At 46.6% G+C, this 21,969-nt stretch carries 19 protein-coding genes; 10 read left to right on the top strand and 9 right to left on the bottom strand.

The window, feature by feature from the left end; genetic code table 11:
• The first annotated feature begins 81 nt into the window (after nt 1-81).
• From ACLI09_RS00875 to ACLI09_RS00865, 3 genes are all read left to right on the top strand, one after another.
• The gene (locus tag ACLI09_RS00875; RefSeq protein WP_411417689.1) at nt 82-1,119 is read left to right on the top strand and encodes a ligase-associated DNA damage response exonuclease; all 1,038 of its coding nucleotides are present in this window, start codon (nt 82-84) and stop codon (nt 1,117-1,119) included.
• Nucleotides 1,120-2,724: an ATP-dependent DNA ligase gene (locus ACLI09_RS00870; protein WP_411417688.1), complete on the top strand. Its 1,605-nt coding sequence runs from the start codon at nt 1,120-1,122 to the stop codon at nt 2,722-2,724.
• Between the two features lie 216 nt (nt 2,725-2,940).
• Nucleotides 2,941-5,400, top strand: a complete 2,460-nt coding sequence (locus ACLI09_RS00865; RefSeq protein ID WP_411417687.1) for a ligase-associated DNA damage response DEXH box helicase — start codon at nt 2,941-2,943, stop codon at nt 5,398-5,400.
• 3 nt (nt 5,401-5,403) lie between these two features.
• On the opposite strand, the gene ACLI09_RS00860 is transcribed toward ACLI09_RS00865, so the two are convergent.
• Nucleotides 5,404-6,321 carry a P63C domain-containing protein gene (locus tag ACLI09_RS00860; protein ID WP_411417686.1) on the bottom strand — a complete coding sequence of 306 codons (918 nt, stop codon included), beginning with the start codon at nt 6,319-6,321 and terminating at the stop codon, nt 5,404-5,406.
• Between the two features lie 6 nt (nt 6,322-6,327).
• Nucleotides 6,328-6,729, bottom strand: coding sequence for a transposase (locus ACLI09_RS00855; protein WP_411417685.1), 402 nt, complete (start codon nt 6,727-6,729; stop codon nt 6,328-6,330).
• A gap of 101 nt (nt 6,730-6,830) precedes the next feature.
• On the opposite strand from ACLI09_RS00855, the gene pdeM reads away from it, so the two are divergent.
• Together pdeM and ACLI09_RS00845 are read left to right on the top strand one after the other, a co-directional pair.
• Nucleotides 6,831-7,481 carry a ligase-associated DNA damage response endonuclease PdeM gene (gene pdeM, locus ACLI09_RS00850; RefSeq protein WP_411417684.1) on the top strand — a complete coding sequence of 217 codons (651 nt, stop codon included), beginning with the start codon at nt 6,831-6,833 and terminating at the stop codon, nt 7,479-7,481.
• 59 nt (nt 7,482-7,540) lie between these two features.
• Nucleotides 7,541-8,143, top strand: a complete 603-nt coding sequence (locus ACLI09_RS00845; RefSeq protein WP_411417683.1) for a DUF1349 domain-containing protein — start codon at nt 7,541-7,543, stop codon at nt 8,141-8,143.
• Nucleotides 8,144-8,196: 53 nt separating this feature from the next.
• On the opposite strand, the gene ACLI09_RS00840 is transcribed toward ACLI09_RS00845, so the two are convergent.
• Nucleotides 8,197-8,571: a winged helix-turn-helix transcriptional regulator gene (locus ACLI09_RS00840; protein WP_411417682.1), complete on the bottom strand. Its 375-nt coding sequence runs from the start codon at nt 8,569-8,571 to the stop codon at nt 8,197-8,199.
• Nucleotides 8,572-8,692: 121 nt separating this feature from the next.
• Here ACLI09_RS00840 and ACLI09_RS00835 point away from each other — a divergent pair, with 121 nt between their 5' ends.
• Nucleotides 8,693-9,295 carry an FMN-dependent NADH-azoreductase gene (locus ACLI09_RS00835; RefSeq protein ID WP_411417681.1) on the top strand — a complete coding sequence of 201 codons (603 nt, stop codon included), beginning with the start codon at nt 8,693-8,695 and terminating at the stop codon, nt 9,293-9,295.
• 66 nt (nt 9,296-9,361) lie between these two features.
• Here ACLI09_RS00835 and ACLI09_RS00830 read toward each other — a convergent pair whose 3' ends face one another.
• The 3 genes from ACLI09_RS00830 to ACLI09_RS00820 all read right to left on the bottom strand — a co-directional run bounded on the left by ACLI09_RS00830 (nt 9,362) and on the right by ACLI09_RS00820 (nt 15,631).
• Nucleotides 9,362-13,780 (bottom strand): GEVED domain-containing protein, encoded by a 4,419-nt coding sequence (locus ACLI09_RS00830; RefSeq protein ID WP_411417680.1) that lies wholly within the window; start codon nt 13,778-13,780, stop codon nt 9,362-9,364.
• A 316-nt stretch (nt 13,781-14,096) separates the two neighbouring features.
• Complete coding sequence (locus tag ACLI09_RS00825; RefSeq protein WP_411417679.1) at nt 14,097-14,606, bottom strand: acyl-CoA thioesterase; 510 nt, start codon at nt 14,604-14,606, stop codon at nt 14,097-14,099.
• Between the two features lie 92 nt (nt 14,607-14,698).
• Nucleotides 14,699-15,631 (bottom strand): SPOR domain-containing protein, encoded by a 933-nt coding sequence (locus tag ACLI09_RS00820; RefSeq protein ID WP_411417678.1) that lies wholly within the window; start codon nt 15,629-15,631, stop codon nt 14,699-14,701.
• A 98-nt stretch (nt 15,632-15,729) separates the two neighbouring features.
• Here ACLI09_RS00820 and dprA point away from each other — a divergent pair, with 98 nt between their 5' ends.
• The 3 genes from dprA (at nt 15,730) to dinB (ending at nt 18,371) form a co-directional block, all read left to right on the top strand.
• On the top strand, nt 15,730-16,833 hold the full coding sequence (dprA, locus tag ACLI09_RS00815) for a DNA-processing protein DprA (protein ID WP_411417677.1): 1,104 nt from the start codon (nt 15,730-15,732) through the stop codon (nt 16,831-16,833).
• Nucleotides 16,834-16,887: 54 nt separating this feature from the next.
• Entirely contained in the window at nt 16,888-17,148 is a 261-nt protein-coding gene (locus ACLI09_RS00810) for a type II toxin-antitoxin system ParD family antitoxin (RefSeq protein ID WP_411417676.1), read from the top strand.
• Nucleotides 17,149-17,276: 128 nt separating this feature from the next.
• Nucleotides 17,277-18,371: a DNA polymerase IV gene (gene dinB / locus ACLI09_RS00805; RefSeq protein WP_411417675.1), complete on the top strand. Its 1,095-nt coding sequence runs from the start codon at nt 17,277-17,279 to the stop codon at nt 18,369-18,371.
• 371 nt (nt 18,372-18,742) lie between these two features.
• Here dinB and ACLI09_RS00800 read toward each other — a convergent pair whose 3' ends face one another.
• Together ACLI09_RS00800 and ACLI09_RS00795 are read right to left on the bottom strand one after the other, a co-directional pair.
• Entirely contained in the window at nt 18,743-19,246 is a 504-nt protein-coding gene (locus ACLI09_RS00800; protein ID WP_411417674.1) for a DinB family protein, read from the bottom strand.
• A gap of 183 nt (nt 19,247-19,429) precedes the next feature.
• On the bottom strand, nt 19,430-20,359 hold the full coding sequence (locus tag ACLI09_RS00795) for a DUF6427 family protein (RefSeq protein ID WP_411417673.1): 930 nt from the start codon (nt 20,357-20,359) through the stop codon (nt 19,430-19,432).
• 47 nt (nt 20,360-20,406) lie between these two features.
• Between ACLI09_RS00795 and ACLI09_RS00790 the strand changes: the two genes are divergently transcribed.
• Entirely contained in the window at nt 20,407-20,652 is a 246-nt protein-coding gene (locus tag ACLI09_RS00790; protein WP_411417672.1) for a DUF6341 family protein, read from the top strand.
• Between the two features lie 19 nt (nt 20,653-20,671).
• Here ACLI09_RS00790 and purD read toward each other — a convergent pair whose 3' ends face one another.
• A complete protein-coding gene (gene purD, locus ACLI09_RS00785; RefSeq protein ID WP_411417671.1) occupies nt 20,672-21,943 on the bottom strand; it encodes a phosphoribosylamine--glycine ligase in 1,272 nt (423 codons plus the stop codon).
• Nucleotides 21,944-21,969 lie beyond the last annotated feature (26 nt).

Raw genomic sequence — 21,969 nt, 5'->3', positions numbered from 1 at the left:
AAGACGCACAACCGTTAAACTTCACACAAACCCTTTCGTAAAAAACCTACAGTGTGTAACTTTATATAAAACTGTAGTGTTATGAAACAGCCCCTGCTGGCTTTTAACGATAAAGGCATTTACTGCGCGCAGGCCGATGTATACCTCGACCCGTGGCGTGCGGTGCCCAAGGCCATAATTACCCACGGGCACGCCGACCATTCGCGCTGGGGGCACGGCAGTTACATAACAAACCACATGAACGTGCCCATTATACAGCACCGCCTGGGCAATATCAACGTTACCGGCAAGGCGTGGGGCGAAACCTTTACCATAAACGGCGTTACATTTTCGTTTCACCCGGCCGGGCACATTGTGGGCAGCGCGCAGGTTCGGGTGGAGTATAAGGGTGAGGTTTGGGTATTCACGGGCGACTACAAAACCGAAGAAGACGGGCTTTCTACCCCTTACGAAGTCGTAAAATGCCACACCTTTATTACCGAAAATACCTTTGGGCTGCCCTGCTTTAAGTGGACCCCACAGGCTGAAGTAATGAACGACGTAAATACCTGGTGGTCGCAAAACCGCGCCGAGGGGCAAACGTCGGTGCTGTTTGGCTACACGCTGGGAAAGGCACAACGGCTGCTCAAACATTTAGATCCAAGTATCGGACGCATTTACACCCATGGCGCGGTAGAGAACATGACCGAAATACTACGCCCGATGGTAGATATGCCCGAAACGATACGCATTACCCCCGAAACCAAAAAAGAAGACCTGTTGGGTAGCATTGTACTGGCCCCGCCCAGCGCCCACGGCACCCCATGGATTCGCCGCATGACGCCCTATGTAACGGGTTCGGCCAGCGGGTGGATGGCGTTTCGCGGCGCAAGGCGCAGGCGGGCGATAGACAAAGGCTTTGTGCTGAGCGACCACTGCGACTGGGCCGGGCTGCTGGAAAGTATACAGGCTACGGGTGCGGAAAAGATTATTTGTACCCACGGCTACAGCGATATTTTTAGCACCTACCTGCGCGAAATAGGCTACGATGCCCGGACTGAAAAAACCCAGTACGAAGGCGATGAGGGCGAAACCGAAACTAACGAACAGGAAACCGTTCCGGAGGAGGAGGGACTGTAAATGCAAAACTTCGCCGAACTCATAAAAACGCTCGACAGCAGCAATAAGACTAACGTAAAGGTGGAAGCGCTTACGCAGTACTTCCGTGCGGCCAGCGATACCGACCGGGTATGGACCATTGCCATCCTCTCGCACCGTCGCCCACCACGCCCGGTTAATACCACCTTGCTCCGGCTTTGGGCGTCAGAACTGGCCGGCATTCCGATATGGCTGTTTGAAGACAGTTACCACATTGTGGGCGACCTCGCCGAAACCATTGCGCTCGTAATCCCCGCCTCTAAAGACCATAGCGAAAAAACACTAACCGAGTTTGTGGAGGAAATGATTACGCTCAAAAAGAAATCTGATACAGAAAAGAAAGAATACCTGCACGATAACTGGCTGTCGCTTAATTATTACGAACGCTTTGTGTTTACCAAGCTTATTACGGGGAGTTTCCGCATCGGCGTAAGCCAAAAGCTAATGACCCGCGCCCTGAGCAAGGCCACCGGCGTAGATGAAGATGTACTGGCCTACAAACTTATGGGCGAATGGGATCCGGCGCGTATCAGCTTCCAGGATTTGGTATTGGAAGAAAAAGCACAAGATTTCCTTTCTAAGCCCTATCCTTTTTACCTGGCGTATGCCGTAGAAGGAGAGGTGCAGGACCTGGGCGATGTTGCCAACTGGAGCGCCGAACACAAGTGGGACGGCATCCGCAGCCAGACGATTATTCGTAATGACCAGTTATATGTATGGAGCCGCGGCGAAGAACTGGTTACCGATAAATACCCGGAGTTCAATAGCTTCCTGGGTATTATACCGAACGGTATGGTTATCGACGGCGAAATTTTGCCGTGGACGGAGGGCGGCATCGGTTCGTTTAACGACCTGCAGACCCGTATTGGCCGCAAGGTGGTTACCCCTGCCCTGCTTAAAAAAACACCGGTCATCATTCGAGCGTATGACCTTTTGGAATATAATGGCGAAGACATCCGCACACTTCCGTATATCGAACGCCGCAAGCTGTTGGAACAATTATACGACACCATAAAAGATTATGCACTTCCGCTGCAATTGTCCGAAAGGATACAACTTAATAACTGGGATGAAGCCCTGCACGAAAAAACCAAGGCCCGCGACCTTCGCAGCGAAGGCCTGATGTTTAAGCGCAATGATTCTATCTACGGTGTGGGCCGTAAAAAAGGCGACTGGTGGAAATGGAAGCTCGACCCCTTTAGCATTGATGCCGTGCTTACCTACGCCATGCGGGGCAGCGGCCGCCGTGCCACGTTGTTTACTGATTATACTTTCGCCCTTTGGCAAACCAATGATGACGGCACAAAAGAGTTGGTTACCTTCGCCAAGGCCTATTCCGGGTTAACGGATGCCGAGTTCAGGATGGTAGATGATTTTATAAAGAAGAATACGTTAGACCGGTTCGGCCCGGTGCGCAGCGTAACGCCCAAACTGGTTTTTGAGATAGGCTTTGAAGGTATTGCCTTTTCCGGAAGGCACAAGAGCGGTGTGGCTACACGCTTCCCGCGGATACTGCGCTGGCGCCACGACAAAACCATTGAAGATGCAAATAGTATTGATGATTTGAAGGATATGATTCCGAGGTGAGCCAGTGTTCAGTTAGCAGTGGCAGTAGCTTCACTCGGCTGTTCTATGTCGAATGCAGTGCAGCGGAATTAAGGATTTCAGCAATTGAGATTCCTCCACTTCGCTTAGCCTCGGTCGGAATGGAAAACGCATTGCTAACTGAGTGAAGCTCCACCCCTCTCCTTTGGAGAGGGGCTGGGGGTGAGGCCAACCCCAAACAAAAAATTACAAACAAAAATGAACAGGGAACAGCTTTTCGATATTGCCACAAACTGGTTTACAGGCCGGGGGTGGAAGCCGTTCCCGTTCCAGACCCAAACCTGGGCGGCATTTTTACAGGGAAAACACGGCCTGCTCAACGCCCCTACCGGCAGTGGCAAAACCTACGCGCTGTGGATACCCGTAGTGTTAGATTACATAAAAAACAACCCCAACTATAAAAACACACACAAGCCGGGACTCAAAGCCATATGGATTACACCGCTGCGGGCGCTTTCCATCGAAATAAAACAGGCTGCCGAACGCGTGGCCGACGAACTCGAAACCGGGCTTACCGTGGGCATCCGCACTGGCGACACTACAGCATCAGAACGGACGAAGCAGAAAAACAAAATGCCCGACCTGCTCATTACCACACCCGAAAGTATGCAGCTGATGCTGGCCAGCAAAGACTATGCAAAAACGTTTAAAACCTGCGGCGCCATTATTATTGATGAGTGGCACGAACTCCTGGGTACCAAGCGTGGCGTGCAGGTAGAGTTGGCATTAAGCCGGTTGAAAACCGTAGCGCCTAAGATGCGCATCTGGGGAATTTCGGCAACGATAGGAAATTTGCAGCAGGCCATGGAAGTACTGCTGGGGCCACAGTCCGACGCATTGGCGAATGCGGCAATGGTGCGGGCACACATCAACAAAAAGATAAATGTACTATCCGTCATTCCCGAAAAAATGGATGCCTACCCGTGGCGCGGCCACATGGGACTGCACCTGGTAGACGAAGTGGCACGAATAATCAAGCAAAGCAAAACTACGCTGATATTTACTAACGTACGGTCTGCCTGCGAAATATGGTATCAAAGGCTGCTTGAAAAATACCCCGAGTTTGCCGGGGAGATAGCCATGCACCACGGCAGCATAGCACGCGAAACCCGGCAGTGGGTAGAACAGGCCATTCGTGATGAGCGGCTTAAGGCGGTGGTGTGCACAAGTAGTTTAGATCTGGGTGTCGATTTTGCACCCGTAGAAACCGTAATACAGGTGGGCGGCCCTAAAGGCGTGGCACGTTTTTTACAACGCGCCGGGCGCAGTGGCCACCGCCCCGGGCAGGAGAGCAATATTTACTTCCTGGCTACGCATGCTATTGAGTTGGTTGAGGCTTCTGCCCTGCGACGCGCCGTACAGGAAACGGTGGTAGAAGACCGCGTGCCCTACCTCAACAGTTGGGATGTGTTGGTACAATACCTCGTTACCCTTGCGGTAAGTGATGGTTTTTACCCTAACGATATTTTTAAGGAAGTGCAAAGTTCGTTCTGCTTCCAGGCCATGACGCAGGCCGACTGGCAGTTTTGCCTCAACTTTATAAGCCGGGGCAGCCAAAGCCTACAGGCGTATGACGAATATAAAAAGGTGGAGATTGAAGCTGACGGTAAGTTTAAGGTAAATAGCAAGTCAGTCGCCTTGCGGCACAGGATGCAGATGGGCACCATAGTAGGAGACGCGGTTATGAACGTAAAGTTTATGGGCGGCGGCTACATTGGCAGCATTGAAGAATGGTTCATTTCCAAGCTTAGCCCCGGTGATATCTTTATTTTCGCGGGTCGAAAGCTGGAGCTTTTCCGTGTGAAGAACATGGAAGTGCTGGTGCGCCGTGCCGACCCCGGTGCAAAGGCCGTACACGCCAGCTGGATGGGTGGCCGCATGACGCTTTCGGCACAGATGAGCGAACTGCTGCGCGAAGAGCTCTACACCGCGAACCACGATGTAAAAAACCCTGAATTAAAAGCCCTCAACCCTGTTTTTACGCGCCAGCGAAAAGAAAGTATTGTACCGGATGACAACCAGTTTTTGATAGAAACCTTTAAAACCCGTGAGGGCTACCACGCTATTTTTTACCCGTTTGAGGGGCGCTATGTGCACGAGGCGCTGGCCAGTATTATGGCGTACCGTATTAGTTTGCTTACGCCAATAACCTTTTCATTAGCCTATAACGATTATGGTTTTGAGTTGCTGAGCGATAAGGAAATCGATATGCAGCAGGTTGTTGATAACGACCTGTTTACCCCCACCCACCTGCACGCCGACCTGCAGCACAGCCTTAATGCTACCGAAATGGCCCGGCGCAAGTTCCGCGATATTTCCGTAATCGCAGGGCTGGTTTTTACCGGCTACCCCGGCAAGGTGGTTAAGACCAAGCACCTGCAAAGCGGCAGCCAGCTGATATTCGAAGTCTTTCGGGATTATGAGCCGGACAACCTGTTGTTCCAGCAGGCGTATCGCGAAACCTTTGAGCACCAGCTGGAAGAAGGCCGCCTGCTCCTGGCCCTGGAGCGCATTCAGCGCCAGGAAATAGTATGGAAGCGTTGTGAAAAGCCCACCCCGTTTAGCTTCCCGATTATAACCGACAGGCTGCGGGAGCGTTTATCATCTGAAACATTGGCAGAACGGATAAAGAAAATGACGGCGAGCTATATGAAATAGATTTTAATCTGGATCAGAGAAGGGTAAACTTAACAATTGGCTACCATCTTGTTCAAATTTTGGCAAAGCCCTTTCCACCAGTCTAGTCCAATTAGTCCAATTATATCCACTAGCCTTGGCAAGAGCAATAAGAATATTTAAATGCTCTTTTAATTTTGGATGTCCGAAGTCCACGTCAATATATTGAGGGTGCTTACCTTTTCTATTGCCGTTTTCATCTTTTGGATTTATTTTTCTCAATTCATTTAAAACCTGTGGAGCTATTCTACTATATACAAAGTTATTTATATAATGCCCTATATATTGTGGCTTTTTCCCTTTATTAGCAAGCGACCATGTTAACCCTCTCATTCTAAAAATTGTTTCAAAAAATTCATCTGGAAATGTTTTAATCCATTTACCTTTCTCTTCTTCTAAAAATTTTATTAAAAAGACTTGCAAGGCATCTTTCGCCCTAACATCCTGATAACCTGTAACCTCATCAACCAAGGCAGTTATAGCTACTTTGGATAGCGCGACTAAGAGATTATACGCTTTTTCGGGAATTTCTGGATTGTCTTTAAATACACCTTTCTGTCCAGCTTTGACATAAATATTACATATATCAGACAGGAAAGTAGCATCAACACCTTCAGTTTCTGTTCCAGATGAATTTATATAACTAATAGTATTATATAATTTTGATTTGGTCTCCTCATCAATAAAGGGCTGTAAATATTTAGCAGATAAATACTCTGGAAGTGCAGTATTTTTTTTATCTTTTTTATTTTTCCAATAAGCACCCGATCCTTTTAATCCAAATGCAGTAGCTAAACTTCTATTTACAAGTACTCTCTCTCCATTCTCTAAAACAGCACATGAGATTAAGAAGCCATTTATTGGTAACTCTCCTTGATGAGTCGCTTTTAAAATCTTTTTCATAGTATATTATTTATATTCGTTTAACATTTTTATTATTTTCTCAATGAGAGGTTTATTCTCAATATATCTTGAACGAATTAACGAATTCATTCTTAATGCAGTATCTTTTGACACTGACAAATTCATACTTAGCTGACGGACACTAAAAATTTCTCCGTTATTAATGATAAATAACAATCTAAACCATTTTTGAATATCTAATTTAGTATTGTGAAAAATCGTCCTTGTAAGAATACTATATGAAGTGTTACAATTATTACAGTGATGCCTATTTTCCCTTGTTAATTTCGTTTGTTTATTTGAAGTACAATATGGGCAAACTGGACAATCATTCCATATAACAGATGTTAAAAACTTCAAACAGTCAACTTGTGTCGGTAGGATTTCATAAATTTGCTCAACTTTCATCACATCTTAATTACTTTACAAATTTATCTAAATTAATATTCTGTTTTCTACCGTATTATAGGACAGCTTATAATTAAATAGTAAATATGAAAAGATGAACAATGACCCTCGAAATATCAATAAACAACCACGATTTTGTACTGCATTGTTCCGGCGCCTTATACTGGGTGCAGCGGCGGATGCTGCTCATTAGCGATGCCCATTTAGGTAAAGTCTCGCATTTTAGAAAATATGGGTCGGCGATACCGGGCGGGGTTATTCATAAGAATTTTACAAAGCTGGATAGTGCCGTGAATTACTTTGAGCCGGAAAGCATCTGCTTTTTGGGCGACCTGTTCCATAGCGAACTCAATAACGAGTGGCAGCTGTTTCACGACTGGGTGGAGCGGACTAATTTACCTATTGTTCTCGTTGCGGGTAATCACGACATCATCAACCCGAAGAAATACCACGACATCAACATACAAATTGTAAGCGAATGGGCCATCGACGGTTTTTTGCTTACCCACTACCCCGAAGAGCGTGATGATTTGTTTACGCTATGTGGCCACATTCATCCGGCGATTGAACTTCGTGGCAAAGGGCGACAGTTCTTAAAGCTGCCGTGTTTTTTCAGGTCAACGCAACAGATGATACTGCCTGCCTTTGGCGAATTTACCGGCATCTATGTGTTAGAACCCGCCGAAGGCGATACCGTATATGCGATTACTAAGGAAGATGTGGTAGAAGTGGAGCTATTGGAACGCCGATAAAGCGGATGATTTGCAATTGCAGATTTATTATCTTTACAAAAACATCTATCCAAAACATCATGAAAAATCTATTTTTATCTCTAACGCTACTCGTATCACTGTCTACCTTTGCCCAGCAAAAAATGCAGTGGTACAACACGCCCGAACAATGGAGCGGCACTACCGAGAAACTAACCTTTACCGTGGAGCCGGGCACCGACTACTGGCAGGTAACGCATTACGGCTTTATCCGCGATAACGGGCCGTTTAGCTATGTGGAGGTTGAGGGCGATTTTGAGGTTAGCGTTAAGGTAACCGGTGCTTATAAAGAGTTGTTTCACCAGGCGGGTATTATGCTGCGCATTGACGAAAAAAACTGGATAAAAACCGGCATTGAATATGTAGACGGCAAGCAGAACGTGAGTGCCGTGGTAACACGCGATTATTCCGACTGGTCGGTTATACCGCGCAAGGACAGCCCGAAATCGGTTTGGCTTAAGGTACTCCGCAAGGGTGATTATGTGGAGGTAAAATTTTCATTTGACGGCAAAAAATACGAGATGCTGCGCCTGGCCTATTTCCCGCCAAGGGTTAAGGTAAAAGTGGGCATGGTAGCCGCAGCACCGGGCAAACTCAGCTTCCCCGTTACTTTTGAAAATTTTGAGATAAAAGAGGTTAAGTAATTTACCTCATCAAATAAACAACATAAGGCTGCCCAAGGGCGGCTTTTGTTTTATTATGAAGCCTGCCTGCTCTCGCTGCGCAGCTTTTCACGGTGCTGTTCGCCCCAGTTGCCCAGTGCTTGCAGCACCTCTTTTAAAGAGTCGGTATAATCTGTCAGCTCATAGGTAACTATTACAGGTATGCCGGTGTTTACCACGCGCTTTACAAAACCATTTATCTCCAGGTCCTTTAATTCGTTGCTCAGCACTTTTGCAGAAATGCCTTCCAGCGTGCGTTGCAATTCATTAAAGCGACAATGCCCTTCGGCCAGGGCGATTATGATACGCAGTTTCCATTTCCCGCCAATAACATAAAGCGCGTCGCCCACATTGCGCAGCCTGGCTGAGCATTGTGCCGGACTGTGCGCTAATTCCAGTTGATTTTTCATACCGTTTTTTATTTACAGTTACCCAAACGTTACTACTTACCTTAAGTATACTACTAACTTTTGGTAAGCAAATGTATTTAATTTTGGCAACTGTAACAATAACTATTTTAAAATTAAAGCGATGAAAAACATCCTGCACATTATATCAAGCCCGCGTGGCGAAGCATCTGTTAGCGTACAGTTAGGCAATACTATAGCCCAACGGGTTACGGAAACATTTCCCGGAAGTACGGTAACGCAACTGGATCTCAGCGTAAACCCTTTCCCGCACATTGATGGTGCTTATATAACTGCCTTGTTTACCCCGCCAGAATTGGCAACACCTGAAGTTAAAGCTGCACTAAAACGATCAGATGAGGCGGTCGTACAGCTTCTCGAATCAGATATACTTGTAATAGGTCTGCCGCTTTATAACCTCGGGGTGAGTTCAACATTAAAAAGCTGGATTGATAACGTGGTACGTGCTGGACAAACATTTCGCTATAAGGATGGGGTACCCGACGGACTGGCTAAAGGTAAGAAAGCTTATATCGCGGTAGCATCGGGTTCGGTATTTTCTGAAGGGCCTATGGCAGCATTTGATTACGCTGTAACCTACCTTACAGGTGTCCTTAACTTCATAGGTATTACCGATATTAATGTTGTAAGGGCAGAAGGATTAGCAATTCCCGGCCTGCAGGCTAGGGCACTTGAAAAAGCCATAGAAGCCATTGATATTGTTTAAGAAAGGGACACTACAAAAAAAGGCCGCCCAAACAGGCGGCCTCACATAGTATATTTTAGTTTAAGCTTATTGCTTTATAACTTTTACAGTGGCGGTACTGTTGCCTGAGGTTACCTGTAGTATGTAGGTTCCGGCGGCAAGTGCGCTAATGTTTAATTGTGTTTCGATAGCATTTGTATTTTGCTCCATTACTTTCTGGCCCAGCAGGTTGTTAAGCACCAGGCGGGTAAGGTTTGTATTGGCAGCAACAGTTATTACACCGTTAGACGGGTTAGGATAAACCGTGAGCGACTTTGCGTTAAAGCCCTCTATACCTGCCGCCGCATTAGCGGTAACAGGGGTAAGCTCACTCTCACAAGTGCCGTTGCTTTGTGATACATAATAGGTAACGCCATCTTCAAGGGCAGTGGTTGCAGGTATTGCAACAAATACATCCTCATCAAATATATACCAGGTTACGGTAGTACCTTCCTCAAAGGTTACATCAAGGTCGGCAAGCGTTTCACCGGCAGTAAACGTCTGCTCTTCTTCCGCTTCAGGATCTTCAGGGGTTTCATTTACAGTAACTGCAACCTGGGCAACATCACTTGTACATTCACCCAAAGATTGTGAAACCCAGTATGAACCGGTTTCAAGTACGGCGCCAGCTTCAAGCACTGTACTACCATCGGCTTCGAACCATGTTAGCGTTGCGCCTTCGGCTGCTGTAGCGGTAAGCTCAGCGGCAGTAGCACCTTCGCAAAACGTTTGCGGCTCAGTAGCAGGGGCATCCGGTATACTGTTTATGGCAACGGCTACTTCAGTAGCGGTGCTTTTGCAGGTACCCACGGTTTGAGTAACCCAGTATGTACCGGTTTCCAGGGCAGTGGTAGCCTCAAGGGCTTCGCCGCCTTCGGTAGCATACCATGTAAAGGTAGCTCCTTCTTCACCTTCAGCAGTAAGGTCTGCTACGGTTGCGCTTCCGCAGAAGGCAACATCTTCAACGGCTATAGGTGCTTCCGGGGTTGGGTTTACAGTTACATCAAATTCAGCAGCGGGGCTGGTACATTCGCCTACGGTTTGCGATACAAAATATACACCCGATTCAAGTGGCGCAGTAGCTTCAAGAGGCTCGCCATCTACAGCAAACCATGTAAATACAGCGCCATCGGCACCGGTTACTTCAAGGTCGGCAATGGTAGCGCTTCCGCAGAAATCCTGGTCGGCCACAGCAGGCGCTTCAGGTAATGCATTTATAGTTACAACAACAGCAACCCTTGTGCTTTCGCATCCGGCCACCGTTTGAGATACATAATATGTAGTGCCTGTAAGTGCGGTAGTTGCGGTAAGCGGTGTAGTAGCTGTGGCAGTGGCATACCAGTTTACGGTAGCGCCTTCTGCAGCAGTAGCTTCAAGTTCGGCCACCGTTGCGCCTGCGCAAAGTGTTTGCGCGGTAGCGGCTGGCGCAGCAGGTGCCACACAGGTTGTAGTAAAACTTCCGGTTACCGGTGCTGATGTACACGAGGTATTTATTGCAGTTGCACTGTAATAATATGTAGTGTTGCCCATAAGGCCGGTTACGGTAAGCGAAGTTGTAGTAGTTGTAAACGGAGAGCCTGCTACAGGTGTAGTCATGGCTTCATCAGTATACACCGCGTAATTGTAAGAATCGGCAGCGCTGCTTCCGGCAAGTAGGCCAAAAGTTACGTTTGCACCGCCGGCAGTAGGCATACTAAATGCCGTGTTAAGTACGGGGCAATCGTCTATTACTTTGCCTGAAACGGCAAAGATATTTGGTACCGGCTCTGTAGCACCCGGTGAGGTTTTTGTTATTGTAACTGATGCTACCATTTTTGCCTGGTTTTCCTCAGTAACCGGCAGCGTAACATAAAATACTTTTGAGTTGCCGGTTTCTATAGCGCCTGTGGCATTTTGCCTGTTTGCACGCCCCAGGTTGCTTATTAATGCAGGTTGTGCCCCTGTACCCGGGTTGTACCAGTCGATAAGGTCAAAGGAAGAAGAAGCCTGCGATGTGCCGTCGGTAAAATTAATTACAGTAGAAATAGTAGATGCCCCACTACCCGATGTAAGGGCAAGGTACAGATTACTTAGTTTGCGTGGCTGCGTAAGGGTAAGTGTAGCCGGCTGGTTTTGCGCAGGAAGCCTTAACGCGTTATTGCCGGTATAATCTGGCATTATAAATCCCAGTCCTGTAATACCCGAATTGTTTAATATCCTGTTTACCGGTAAGCCCACAGAGGTAACAGCACTTGTAGCCGCATTTTGATAATTAAGGGCGATATAGGCATTTGAGGCTCCATCTACCGCATTGGTAGTAGAAAGGTTTGCAATGCCGGTTCCATTCGCAATTACATCATCACTATAGCCCGTTACATCCAGCGGCGTATACAGGCTTTGTGTGGTAAAGCTGGCAAGGGTTGTCCAGGCATCGTTAAAGCAGCCTGTTGTTACAGCTTTTGCACGGAAATAATAGGTAGTAGCTATATCAAGCCCGGTAAGGGCGTAGCTGTTTGTGGCAGATGTAAAGCTGCCAAACAGGTTAGCCATTTCAGCATCGGTATATACTTCAAACGTGTAGGTGGCAGCGCTTCCGCCGGTGCCTACTATGTTTGTAGCATTTAGGTTCGCACTGTAGTTTCCTATATTACTTGCGCCTGAAACAGCTGTAGCAACCGCACAGGTAGAAGCATCTGCCGATGTAACAGGGCTGTAAATAGGGCCGTAGCACGTAGCACCGCCATTGTTATATGCAAATAAGAAATAGTAGTAGCGGGTATTTGCCGCAAGGAAATCAGTAAACGCGGCGACCGAACCTACAGCCGCAACTTTACCTCCGCCAAAATCTGCGCCCACGGTATACCATGTGCCGTTTACAGGTGTGGCGCTTAAGGTTGCTGACGTACTGCGTACTAATACATAACCCGTAGGTACATCTGTAGGTATGGTAACTACCGGTGTCATGCTGCTTGCCGTAATGGTGCCAAGTGTAAACACAGGCGCGGCAGGCGCGGGGCAGTCTGCCGGTTGTTCTGATACCGCAATTGTGTAATCTTCGGCATCGCCATAAAGTATGTTAGCACAGGGGCTTGAGGCATAGTTAAAATAACGCGAACGTACCCTCATACGGTAGTTGCCGTTAGCAGTTCCCGCAGGTACGGTTATAGAACCTGAAAAAGACGTGCCTGTTGTGGTTGTAACGGTTCCCCCGTCTACAACTTTTTCGGCATCGCTAAAGGCAAGGTCCTGGTTCCAGTCTACCCAAATGTCTACCGTTGTAGAACCGCCATATTTAGTACCGCTGTAGTTAAAGGTGTTTCCGGCAGAAATGCCTACCATTTGTGTAGTGCTGTAGTTATTATAGGCTCCAAAACCGGTGGACTGGTTAATGTTCATATATCCCAGCGTGGTGCTGAACTGTGTGATAGAGTACAGTGTAGAAGTAGTATTGGTTGTTGTAGGCGTACAATAGGCTATGGTAAAGCTTCCTGTTGAATAGGCAGAATCACAACTGCCGTTATTGGCTTTTACCCTGTAGTAATACGTGGTGCCAAAGGTAAGGCCGGGAACGGTATAAGAACTTGCGGTAAGGCCGGTAAATGGCGACCCTGCAATTGCAGTAGTAAACGCGGCATCGGTATACACTTCAACAGTATACGTAATGTTGGTACCACCGGTGCCGTATGAGCCAAGCGTATAGTTTACAGCGCCTGATGTCATAGAGGCTGATGCCCCCGTAGAGCTGGCTATAACGGGGCAGCTGCCCGGTATTTGTGCCGATACTGCAAATACGTGCGGTATTTGTGAGTCGTTTCCGGTAGCGGTCTTGGTAACAGTAAGGCTGTTTACCAGTTTCGACTGGTTGCCTATTTCTATAGGCACCGTAATCTGGAACAACTGGAAGTTACCGGTAGATACCACTCCCGTAGTACGTTTTACACGGCCAATGTTGCCAATGATGGTAGGCGTGGCGGCAGGCGGCGTGCTGTCCCAGTTGGTTACCGGAAGGCCGGATACTGTTTGTGATGTGCCGTCGGTAAAGTTAACCTGCACTGAGATTGTAGAGCCACCATCACCCGAAGTGGTGGCAAGGTAAAGTGCCGATACTGCCACCGGTGTAGTAAGCGTAAGTGTACCCGAATCATTTTGGTTAGGCAGTTTTAGCGAGTTATTGCCCGAGTAAGGCATAAGGCTAAACGTTAGCCCGGGAATGTTAGGGCTTGTAAGTTGTCCGTTTAACGGGAGCCCTACAGTAGGCAACGCCGATGTTGCGTCGAGCTGAAAGTCTAATGCCAGGTAGGCAAAATTAGCGTTGACATTTTGCGCGTCTACCGATGTGGTTGTAGAGGTGCTGGCCGCCCCGATACCATTGGCAATTACGTCCTGGTTAAAGCCTGTTACGGCCAGCGGCTGGTAAGTTTGGGCAAAAGCACTTACCCCCACAAAGAGTAATGCCGACCCAAAAAGATAGCGTAGATTTTTTTTCATAAATATATTTGGTTTAAACTTTTGGCTGAAATAGCTGTATAAATACTCTCAGCCGGATATTGATATTCTCTAAAAGTACCTAATTTTTTATGAAAAAGTTAATTAGTTATAAGATATCACAAATAACTTATTTTATGAACATTATATAACTTAAAGCATTATTTATGTTTTAACTCAAAATAAGCGCTAAACATAGTTATTTTTTTAACAAATATTTAATTTTTGTTTAAATAGGCATTACGACTCTTAATCGTGCTTAGTAATAGTACCTGCAGGGTATAAAGAAAAAACCACCCTGTTAAAGGTGGTCGGTATATTACATAAATAAGGCCTTAAGCTCGGTGGCATCGTGGGGCTTCATCTTACCTGCCAGCACCAGGCTGAGCTGCTTGCGGCGCAGTGCGGCATCAAAACGTTCCTTTTCGATTTCAGTTTGTGGCTCCAGCGGCGGTACGGCAGTGGGCTTACCGGTTTCGTCTACCGCTACAAAGGTATATATTGCCTCATTGGCCTTAGAGCGTACGCCGCTAACACGGTCTTCCAGCCACACGTCTATAAAAGTTTCCATGCTCGATGTAAAGGTACGGCTCACTTTTGCCTCAATGGTTACCACACTTCCTAATGGTATAGCGCGGTTAAAGGCAACATGGTTTACCGATGCCGTTACCACAATACGGCCGCTATGCCTGCGTGCGGCTATGCTCGCGGCACGGTCCATACGGGCCAGCAGTTCGCCTCCAAAAAGGTTATTAAGCGGATTGGTCTCTCCCGGTAATATAATATCGGTCATAACAGTTACCGAATCTGAGGGGTATTTTGGCTGCATTGCGTATTTTAGTTTCCTGCAAAGATAGGCTGTGTGGGCGGGCAAAAAAAATCCCCCGCAAAAAACGGGGGAATAACTTGTAATTGTCTTACTTATTGTATCAGTAGCCATGCATCCCTGTCGCCGGTGCTGTGTATTTCATTCATGCTTTGGCGGGCTTCTTCATACGTTTCAAAACTTCCATATACTACAGGGTATAAGTGGTGTTTATTTAGTTCCAGCCTGTGCGCTTTGTATCCTGCCTTAATAAGCCCTGCCACTGCGGTATCTGCGTTTTCTGCGCTTTTATAGGCACCGGCCACTACATGGTAGGGTTGGCTTATTACTTCATGTTTTACAGGAAGCACCACCGCCGGCAAGGGGTCCAGCATAAAAGATGCCGATTGCATGTGCTGCTCTACCCTGGCCTGTACGTTATTTTGCACCGCCAGTGTATCGGCGGCAATTTTATAATCATAGTAATTTTTAAAGGCTACGGTGCCTATCCCTGTAATCAGGGCAAAAACAGCGGCATATTTCAGTAGGCTAAAGTTGCGCCTGCGCCCGGGCGTAAAGGCTATCGGCGCCCGTTCCTCCAGGGCTTCCACTTCGGCTTTATATACCTCACGCTTTATCTCGGCAGAAACCACTTTTCCCAGGCCAAAAGCCTCCGCAAGGTAGTTAACCGGGGTATCGGGCGTAAACACAAGGCTGCCTTCGGCGTTAAGCCCCATCTGGCCTATGTTCTTTAAAAAGATGATATCAAGGTTTTCCAGCGTGGCTTTCCACTCCTGCACATTAGTGGCAATCGCGGCAATAGCGGCATCGTAAGATATTTTTTCCTGCTGCGCGATATGATTGGCTAAAAGCCCGTCATTATTTTTTACATTCGCATTAAATGAAACCACTTTTACCGGCGGGTAGAACGTGTGTGAAGCGGAATCGAGCCGGGCAGCACGCACTTCGGTAAGGAAGGCCCCAAAAGCGGGAACCGTTACGCACTGATAGCGGTAGAGTAAAGCGGATATGTGTTTCTCGATCGTCATAGTTACAAAAGTAAGTATTGAGATGAGCAAACAGAAAAATTATCCACAAATTTTATTAACAATAGTAACGTGCTTATGCACTGCCATTTATATTTTTAATGACAGAATCAGAATTATTTAATACCCTGGCTTTGATGCGGGTAGAGGGCGTGGGCGACATCGTGGCTAAAAAGCTGATAAGCCACCTGGGCAGCGCCGAAGCCGTGCTCCGGGCCAACCGCAAGCAAATTTTAGCCATAGAAGGCGTGGGCGAAGTGCTCTATCGGAACCTGCAGGAGCAAAGTGTTTATAAGCTCGCCGAAGCCGAGATGAACTTCATCAGGCAAAATAATATAAAGGCGCTCTATTACCAGGAAGCGGGTTACCCTGAAAGGCTAAAGCACTGCATAGACGGGCCGGTACTATTATTCAGCACCGGGAAGATTGACTTTGAAAGCCGAAAAACCATAAGTATAGTGGGCACCCGCCAGATGACAGCCTACGGCGCCGACTTTTGCCGTAAGCTACTGGAAGACCTCGCACCGCTAAACCCGGTTATTATAAGCGGTTTTGCTTATGGGGTAGACATTCACGCCCACCTGGTTGCCATGGAAAATAACCTGCAAACCGTAGGTATAGTAGCCCACGGGCTTAACCAGGTATACCCAAAAGTGCACAAAAAGTATGTAGCCAAAATGGAAGAGAACGGCGGTTTCATGACCGAGTTCTGGAGCAGCAGTAATCCCGATAAGGAGAATTTTGTAAAGCGAAACCGTATTGTGGCCGGCATTAGCGAGGCGACCATTATTATAGAAAGCGCCGATAAGGGAGGGTCGCTCATTACGGCCAATGTGGCTAACGATTATAACCGCGATGTGTTTGCCGTGCCCGGCCGCGTTACCGATAAATACAGCATGGGCTGCAATAACCTGATAAAAAGCCAGCGTGCCAACCTGCTTACCAGTGCTGCCGACCTTATTTATATGCTGAACTGGGAGCTGGACGAAAAGAAGAAGGCCCCGGTGCAAAAACAACTCTTCGTAACCCTGGAACCTGATGAGCAAAAGGTATACGACTACCTGCAGCAAAACGGCAAGGAACTTATGGACATCATAGCGCTCCACTGCGAAATGCCGGTATTTAAACTGTCATCATTGCTGCTTACTATGGAGCTTAAGGGGTTGATTCGGCCATTGCCGGGTAAGTTGTTTGAGGCGGTATAAAATATATTTTGATGTGTTACCAAATTTTGGTAACTTAGATTAAATTTATTTACGATGGGAAAAAACACATCAATTTCATTGGGAAGTCATTTTGAAGATTTCATTGAAAGTACAATTATAAATGGTAGGTTTAGTAATGCCAGCGAAGTGGTGCGTGCAGGGCTTCGCCTGCTTGAAGATGAAGAAAATAAAATCATCGCATTACGTAAAGCAATCCAGGAAGGAAGAGATAGTGGTATTGCCGAAGATTTTGACCGTGATAAGTTTCTTGAGTTTTTAAAGAAGCGCAGCAAACGCACTATAAATAATTTATAAGATTGCCGCGCTCCGTTCCTCCGCTCGCAATGACGGCTACGGGTATAGTGTGGCTGAGTGAAGCTGCTCCCCTCTCTTTCGGAGAGGGGCTGGGGGTGAGGCTCTTCTTTTTTCTGTAATTTTACGCTATGGAAGAGGAGGCCCCTAAACCGCAGCGAAAAATTATCCATGTAGATATGGACGCGTTTTACGCGTCTGTAGAGCAGCTGGATAACCCCGGGCTGCGCGGCAAGGCCATTGCGGTGGGCGGTGGCGAAACCCGTGGTGTGGTAAGCGCGGCAAGCTACGAGGCGCGCAAGTTTGGCGTGCGTAGCGCCATGAGCGGTTACCTTGCCAAAAAGCGCTGCCCGCACCTTATCTTTGTAAAACCCCGGTTTGAACGCTATACCGAAATTAGCGGAAAGATACGCGAGGTGTTCCATGAGTTTACCGACCTTGTGGAGCCGCTTTCGCTTGATGAAGCCTACCTCGACGTTACCGTTAACAAAAAGGGCAACCCCAGCGCCACCCTTATTGCATCCGAAATCCGCCAGCGGATTTTAGAGGAAACCGGGCTAACTGCATCGGCGGGTATAAGTATTAATAAATTTATTGCCAAGGTAGCCAGCGACTACAACAAGCCCAATGGCCAGAAAACCGTAAACCCGGACGAAGTACTGCAATTTCTCGAAGACCTGCCGATTGGCAAGTTTTATGGCGTGGGCAAGGTTACTACAGAGCGTATGTACCAGCTGGGCATCTTTACAGGTAAAGACCTCAAAGAAAAAACCGAGGAATACCTTACCCAGCATTTTGGCAAAAGCGGTGCCTATTATTTCCGTGTGGTGCGCGGCATACACAATAGCGAGGTAAAGCCACACCGCATTGCTAAATCGGTGGGTACAGAGCATACCTTTAATGAGAACCTCGTGTCTGAAGTTTTTATGCTCGAAAAGCTGGAACGCATTGCTGATGAGCTGGAACGCCGTTTAAAGAAGAAAAAAATAGCGGGCAAAACCGTTACCCTTAAAATAAAGTACTCTGACTTTACCGTGCAAACCCGGAGCAAGACCATGCCCTATTTTATTTCGGATAAAAGCCTTATTATGGAAACCGTTAAAGAACTGCTGTACCAGGAACGCCCGAAAGAATCGGTGCGGCTGCTGGGCATATCACTGGCCAACCTTAACAATGAGGCCGGGCAAAAGAAAGCGGTTGCGGTGCAGTTAAAGTTCGACTTTTAAAAAAAATAAACCTGCCGGGGGCGACAGGTTTATATCACGGCATTAATAAAATTAAAGTGCAGTAAACTTGGATAATGCCAAATTGAAGATGCAAAAATTATTAAAGCTTAACCATAGCTGCGGCTGACCGGCCGCAAATCAAACTACTAATTTTTACACTACAAATGTAGCCATGCTTTAATTAACGCCTCATTCTTTTAGACAAGAGATTGGATATGTTTCGGCGAATGGATAAAAAGTTTAGATGTGTGGATTACAAAGGTTAAAACGTTTTCGTAAATTGCCTGTACAGCCAAAACAGCTATGCCATAAAATGCAGAAACACCACTTTTAGTGGTGCTTATGTTTATAATTGATGATGAACCCTGTGCTTATGGCCTGTCCCAAAACGCAGGCGGCTCTATACCCAGCGCACGCAGGTATACATAGCCCTGGGCACGGTGGTGTACTTCGTTGTCCATAAAATAAAGTATGCTGCTTAGTATTGTGCCATCATACATGCCAAATGCTTTTACCTTGTCGTCAAATTTTTCAACGGGTATCTGTGGCCAGTAAATTTCGAGCCTTTTGGTAGTCTCATCCCAAAGGGTAAGCAGTTCTTCCTTTGTTTTTGACATTCCTTCTCCACTGTGGTGGGGCATTGGCCCCTGGCTCCATTCGCCGGTGGCAAGGCCTTTAATACCCGGGCCTGTTAGGTCTATAATTTCCATGGCCAGCACGGCAAAGGTGCGCATACCGCCTATGGCAAACTCAAAAAGGTCTTTTTCCGGGAAGGCTTCAATAACCCTGCGGGTAAGGCCGCGGTGCCCCTGCCAGTGTTTTAATAAAGTTTCCGGGGTTAAAAGCGCTGCTGTGGGTGCCTGTACATTTTCCATAATAAAATTGTTTTTTGATTTATATGGCAAAGGTAAACCCGGTTTATGACAGCAGTATGTCAGCAGTGTTTTTAAAAAGTGTAAAATTTTAAAAAAATTATCCTGTTATACGCTTTTGTTGTTTACCACACAGATTGCATAGCCCAGTGATTGGGCCCTGGGGTGTGGCAGTTATAAACCGGTTTACAACTGCAGTAAAAATATCAGTACACAAATAACCACCACGCTCCATACAATAGCCTCGCGGGTCCATTTGCTTTCCTGGCTTTCTATAAAGTTAGCTCCCATAATGGCAAGCGGCGCAAAGGTAAATGCCAGGAAACTGTTGTTTTTGTGGTTTGAGAGCATATAAATAGCCACCCCTATAAGAAACGAATAGAGTATCTTTTTATGGCCCGATTGCAGGTTAAGCGGCTTACCGCTAATAGAGAAGGTATAAGGCACCGCAAACAATAACGCCACCGGCGCGAAAAGTGAGAGGGCTATATTTTGATAGATGTTTTCAAAATACATAAAATCAAAGCTGGGCTTCATCTCGTCCAGCAGTTGCTCAAAAAGGCCGTGGCCTACCATAAGACCAAACATCATGTAGATGACTGCCACAGCGGCACAGGCCACAAACGGTATTATCCAGTTTCGGTAGTCGCGCGATACGTGAAAAACTATTGAAATAAATACTAAAACCAGGTAAATAATACACCAAAAGTGGAACAGCGCCGCAGCGATAATCCAAAAGGAAGCATCAAATATTTTTTCCTTGGGGCTAATTAGCGATTGCAGCGATATAAGCCTGCGCAGGGCCAGTAGTAGAAAAAAGTTTGCTACAATAATTTTTGTATTTGATAATAAGGTAGGAAAAAGCAACAGGAACATTAAAAACAGTAGCAGCGCATAACTGTTAGCCCGGGTAAGGGTGTTACGGAGGGCAACAAAGCCTACCAGCAACACCGAACCGGCCAAAAGCAGCAGTATGGCCACCTTTAAACCTATGGTAAGCGGGCCTGATGCCCATGCCGTATCCGTTAACAGGTACAGTACGTAAAACAATATCAGGGTAGTACCTAATAAAAGATAATTAATGGGCCTTGTTTTACTAAAAATACTTGCCAGCATGCGATAATTTTATACTTTTGTGACTGTTAATATAATACTTAATAAAAATGACAGCATTTTTTGAAGGGCTTGGATCTCTGTTTACTGATTTCCTATTCATCCCGCTTGATTTTTTCCGCAGGCTTGAACTTATAAACTGGTGGACTGCCAACATCATTACCTGGATATTCATCATTATTTGCTGCGGCGCCTTTGTATACTGGATGAAACAACTAAAAATATACAAAGAGAACAACGATGACGTACAGGATACTACGGCCCACTCATTCCTTGGTAAAAATACCCAGGGCTAATTAAAGCCCCGGTTACTTTTTAAAGGTCAAAGCCGATATCTTTTCTATAATACATCTTATCAAAATGTAGCTTATCTATATTTTGATAAGATTTTTTTATGGCCTCCCTAAAGTCGTTATCATACGATGTTACGGCTATTACACGGCCTCCGGCGGTTACTACCTTGCCGTCTTTCAGCGTAGTACCGGCATGAAAGGCTATACTGCCTTCTACATTTTCAAGCCCGGTTATCTCCATACCCTTTTCGTAGTCTTCCGGATATCCTCCAGATACCAGCATTACTGTAGTGGCGCTGCGCTCATCAATTTCAAAGCCTACTTCATCCAGCGTGCCATCGGCCATGGCTATAAATATTTCTACAAGGTCGCTCTTTAGCCTGGGTATTACCACTTCGGTTTCAGGGTCGCCCATGCGCACGTTATATTCTATTACAAACGGGTCGTTACCTACTTTTATTAACCCTATAAACACAAAGCCGGTATAGTCGATATTATCATTTTTAAGGCCTTGTATGGTAGGCTTTACAATACGGGTTTCTATCTTCTCCATAAACCCGGCATCGGCAAACGGAACGGGGCTTACAGCGCCCATACCACCCGTGTTTAGGCCTGTATCGCCTTCGCCTATGCGCTTATAGTCTTTAGCGGTTGGCAATAGTTTATAACTGTTGCCATCGGTAAGTACAAACACGCTAAGCTCTATACCATCCAGAAACTCTTCTATAACCACCTTCGCGCTCGCATCGCCAAACTTGGCATCTACAAGCATACTACGCAGTTCGTGCTGTGCCTCTTCAAGGGTGTTTAAAATCAGCACGCCTTTTCCGGCGGCAAGGCCATCGGCTTTAAGCACATAAGGGGCTTTTAAAGTTTCAAGAAACTTACAGCCCTCCTCTACCGTATCTTTTGTAAAGCTGTCGTAAGCGGCAGTAGGTATGTTGTTTTTAATCAGGAATTTTTTAGCAAACTCTTTACTGCCTTCCAGTTGCGCACCGTGTTGCGACGGGCCTATTACAGGAACGTGAGCAAGCTGCGCGTCATTCTTGAAAAAATCGTAAATGCCATTAACCAGTGGGTCTTCCGGGCCTACAACAACCATGGTAATATTGTTGTTTAAAACGGTTTGCTTAACCGCTTCAAAGTTAAGCGGGCTTATGTTTACATTAGTAGCTATGGCAGCGGTACCGGCATTGCCCGGGGCTACAAAAAGGGTGTCGCAAAGCGGGCTTTGCAGCATTTTCCATGCAAGGGCATGCTCCCTGCCGCCCGAACCTAACAGTAAAATATTCATTGCTTTGTTGTGTGTTTATAATGGTG

Origin of the sequence: Flavobacterium sp. RHBU_24, from assembly GCF_046613695.1 — a bacterium.
GTDB lineage: Bacteria > Bacteroidota > Bacteroidia > Flavobacteriales > Flavobacteriaceae > Flavobacterium.
Note: the sequence above shows the minus strand (reverse complement) of the source record. Positions and strands in the feature narration are given on the sequence as shown.

Bases quoted from the DNA above. Each gene is read 5' to 3' on its own strand.
- ACLI09_RS00875 (WP_411417689.1), top strand. From the start codon at position 82: ATGAAACAGCCCCTGCTGGCTTTTAACGATAAAGGCATTTACTGCGCG.
- ACLI09_RS00870 (WP_411417688.1), top strand. From the start codon at position 1,120: ATGCAAAACTTCGCCGAACTCATAAAAACGCTCGACAGCAGCAATAAG.
- ACLI09_RS00865 (WP_411417687.1), top strand. From the start codon at position 2,941: ATGAACAGGGAACAGCTTTTCGATATTGCCACAAACTGGTTTACAGGC.
- ACLI09_RS00860 (WP_411417686.1), bottom strand. From the start codon at position 6,321: ATGAAAAAGATTTTAAAAGCGACTCATCAAGGAGAGTTACCAATAAAT.
- ACLI09_RS00855 (WP_411417685.1), bottom strand. From the start codon at position 6,729: ATGAAAGTTGAGCAAATTTATGAAATCCTACCGACACAAGTTGACTGT.
- pdeM (WP_411417684.1), top strand. From the start codon at position 6,831: ATGACCCTCGAAATATCAATAAACAACCACGATTTTGTACTGCATTGT.
- ACLI09_RS00845 (WP_411417683.1), top strand. From the start codon at position 7,541: ATGAAAAATCTATTTTTATCTCTAACGCTACTCGTATCACTGTCTACC.
- ACLI09_RS00840 (WP_411417682.1), bottom strand. From the start codon at position 8,571: ATGAAAAATCAACTGGAATTAGCGCACAGTCCGGCACAATGCTCAGCC.
- ACLI09_RS00835 (WP_411417681.1), top strand. From the start codon at position 8,693: ATGAAAAACATCCTGCACATTATATCAAGCCCGCGTGGCGAAGCATCT.
- ACLI09_RS00830 (WP_411417680.1), bottom strand. From the start codon at position 13,780: ATGAAAAAAAATCTACGCTATCTTTTTGGGTCGGCATTACTCTTTGTG.
- ACLI09_RS00825 (WP_411417679.1), bottom strand. From the start codon at position 14,606: ATGCAGCCAAAATACCCCTCAGATTCGGTAACTGTTATGACCGATATT.
- ACLI09_RS00820 (WP_411417678.1), bottom strand. From the start codon at position 15,631: ATGACGATCGAGAAACACATATCCGCTTTACTCTACCGCTATCAGTGC.
- dprA (WP_411417677.1), top strand. From the start codon at position 15,730: ATGACAGAATCAGAATTATTTAATACCCTGGCTTTGATGCGGGTAGAG.
- ACLI09_RS00810 (WP_411417676.1), top strand. From the start codon at position 16,888: ATGGGAAAAAACACATCAATTTCATTGGGAAGTCATTTTGAAGATTTC.
- dinB (WP_411417675.1), top strand. From the start codon at position 17,277: ATGGAAGAGGAGGCCCCTAAACCGCAGCGAAAAATTATCCATGTAGAT.
- ACLI09_RS00800 (WP_411417674.1), bottom strand. From the start codon at position 19,246: ATGGAAAATGTACAGGCACCCACAGCAGCGCTTTTAACCCCGGAAACT.
- ACLI09_RS00795 (WP_411417673.1), bottom strand. From the start codon at position 20,359: ATGCTGGCAAGTATTTTTAGTAAAACAAGGCCCATTAATTATCTTTTA.
- ACLI09_RS00790 (WP_411417672.1), top strand. From the start codon at position 20,407: ATGACAGCATTTTTTGAAGGGCTTGGATCTCTGTTTACTGATTTCCTA.
- purD (WP_411417671.1), bottom strand. From the start codon at position 21,943: ATGAATATTTTACTGTTAGGTTCGGGCGGCAGGGAGCATGCCCTTGCA.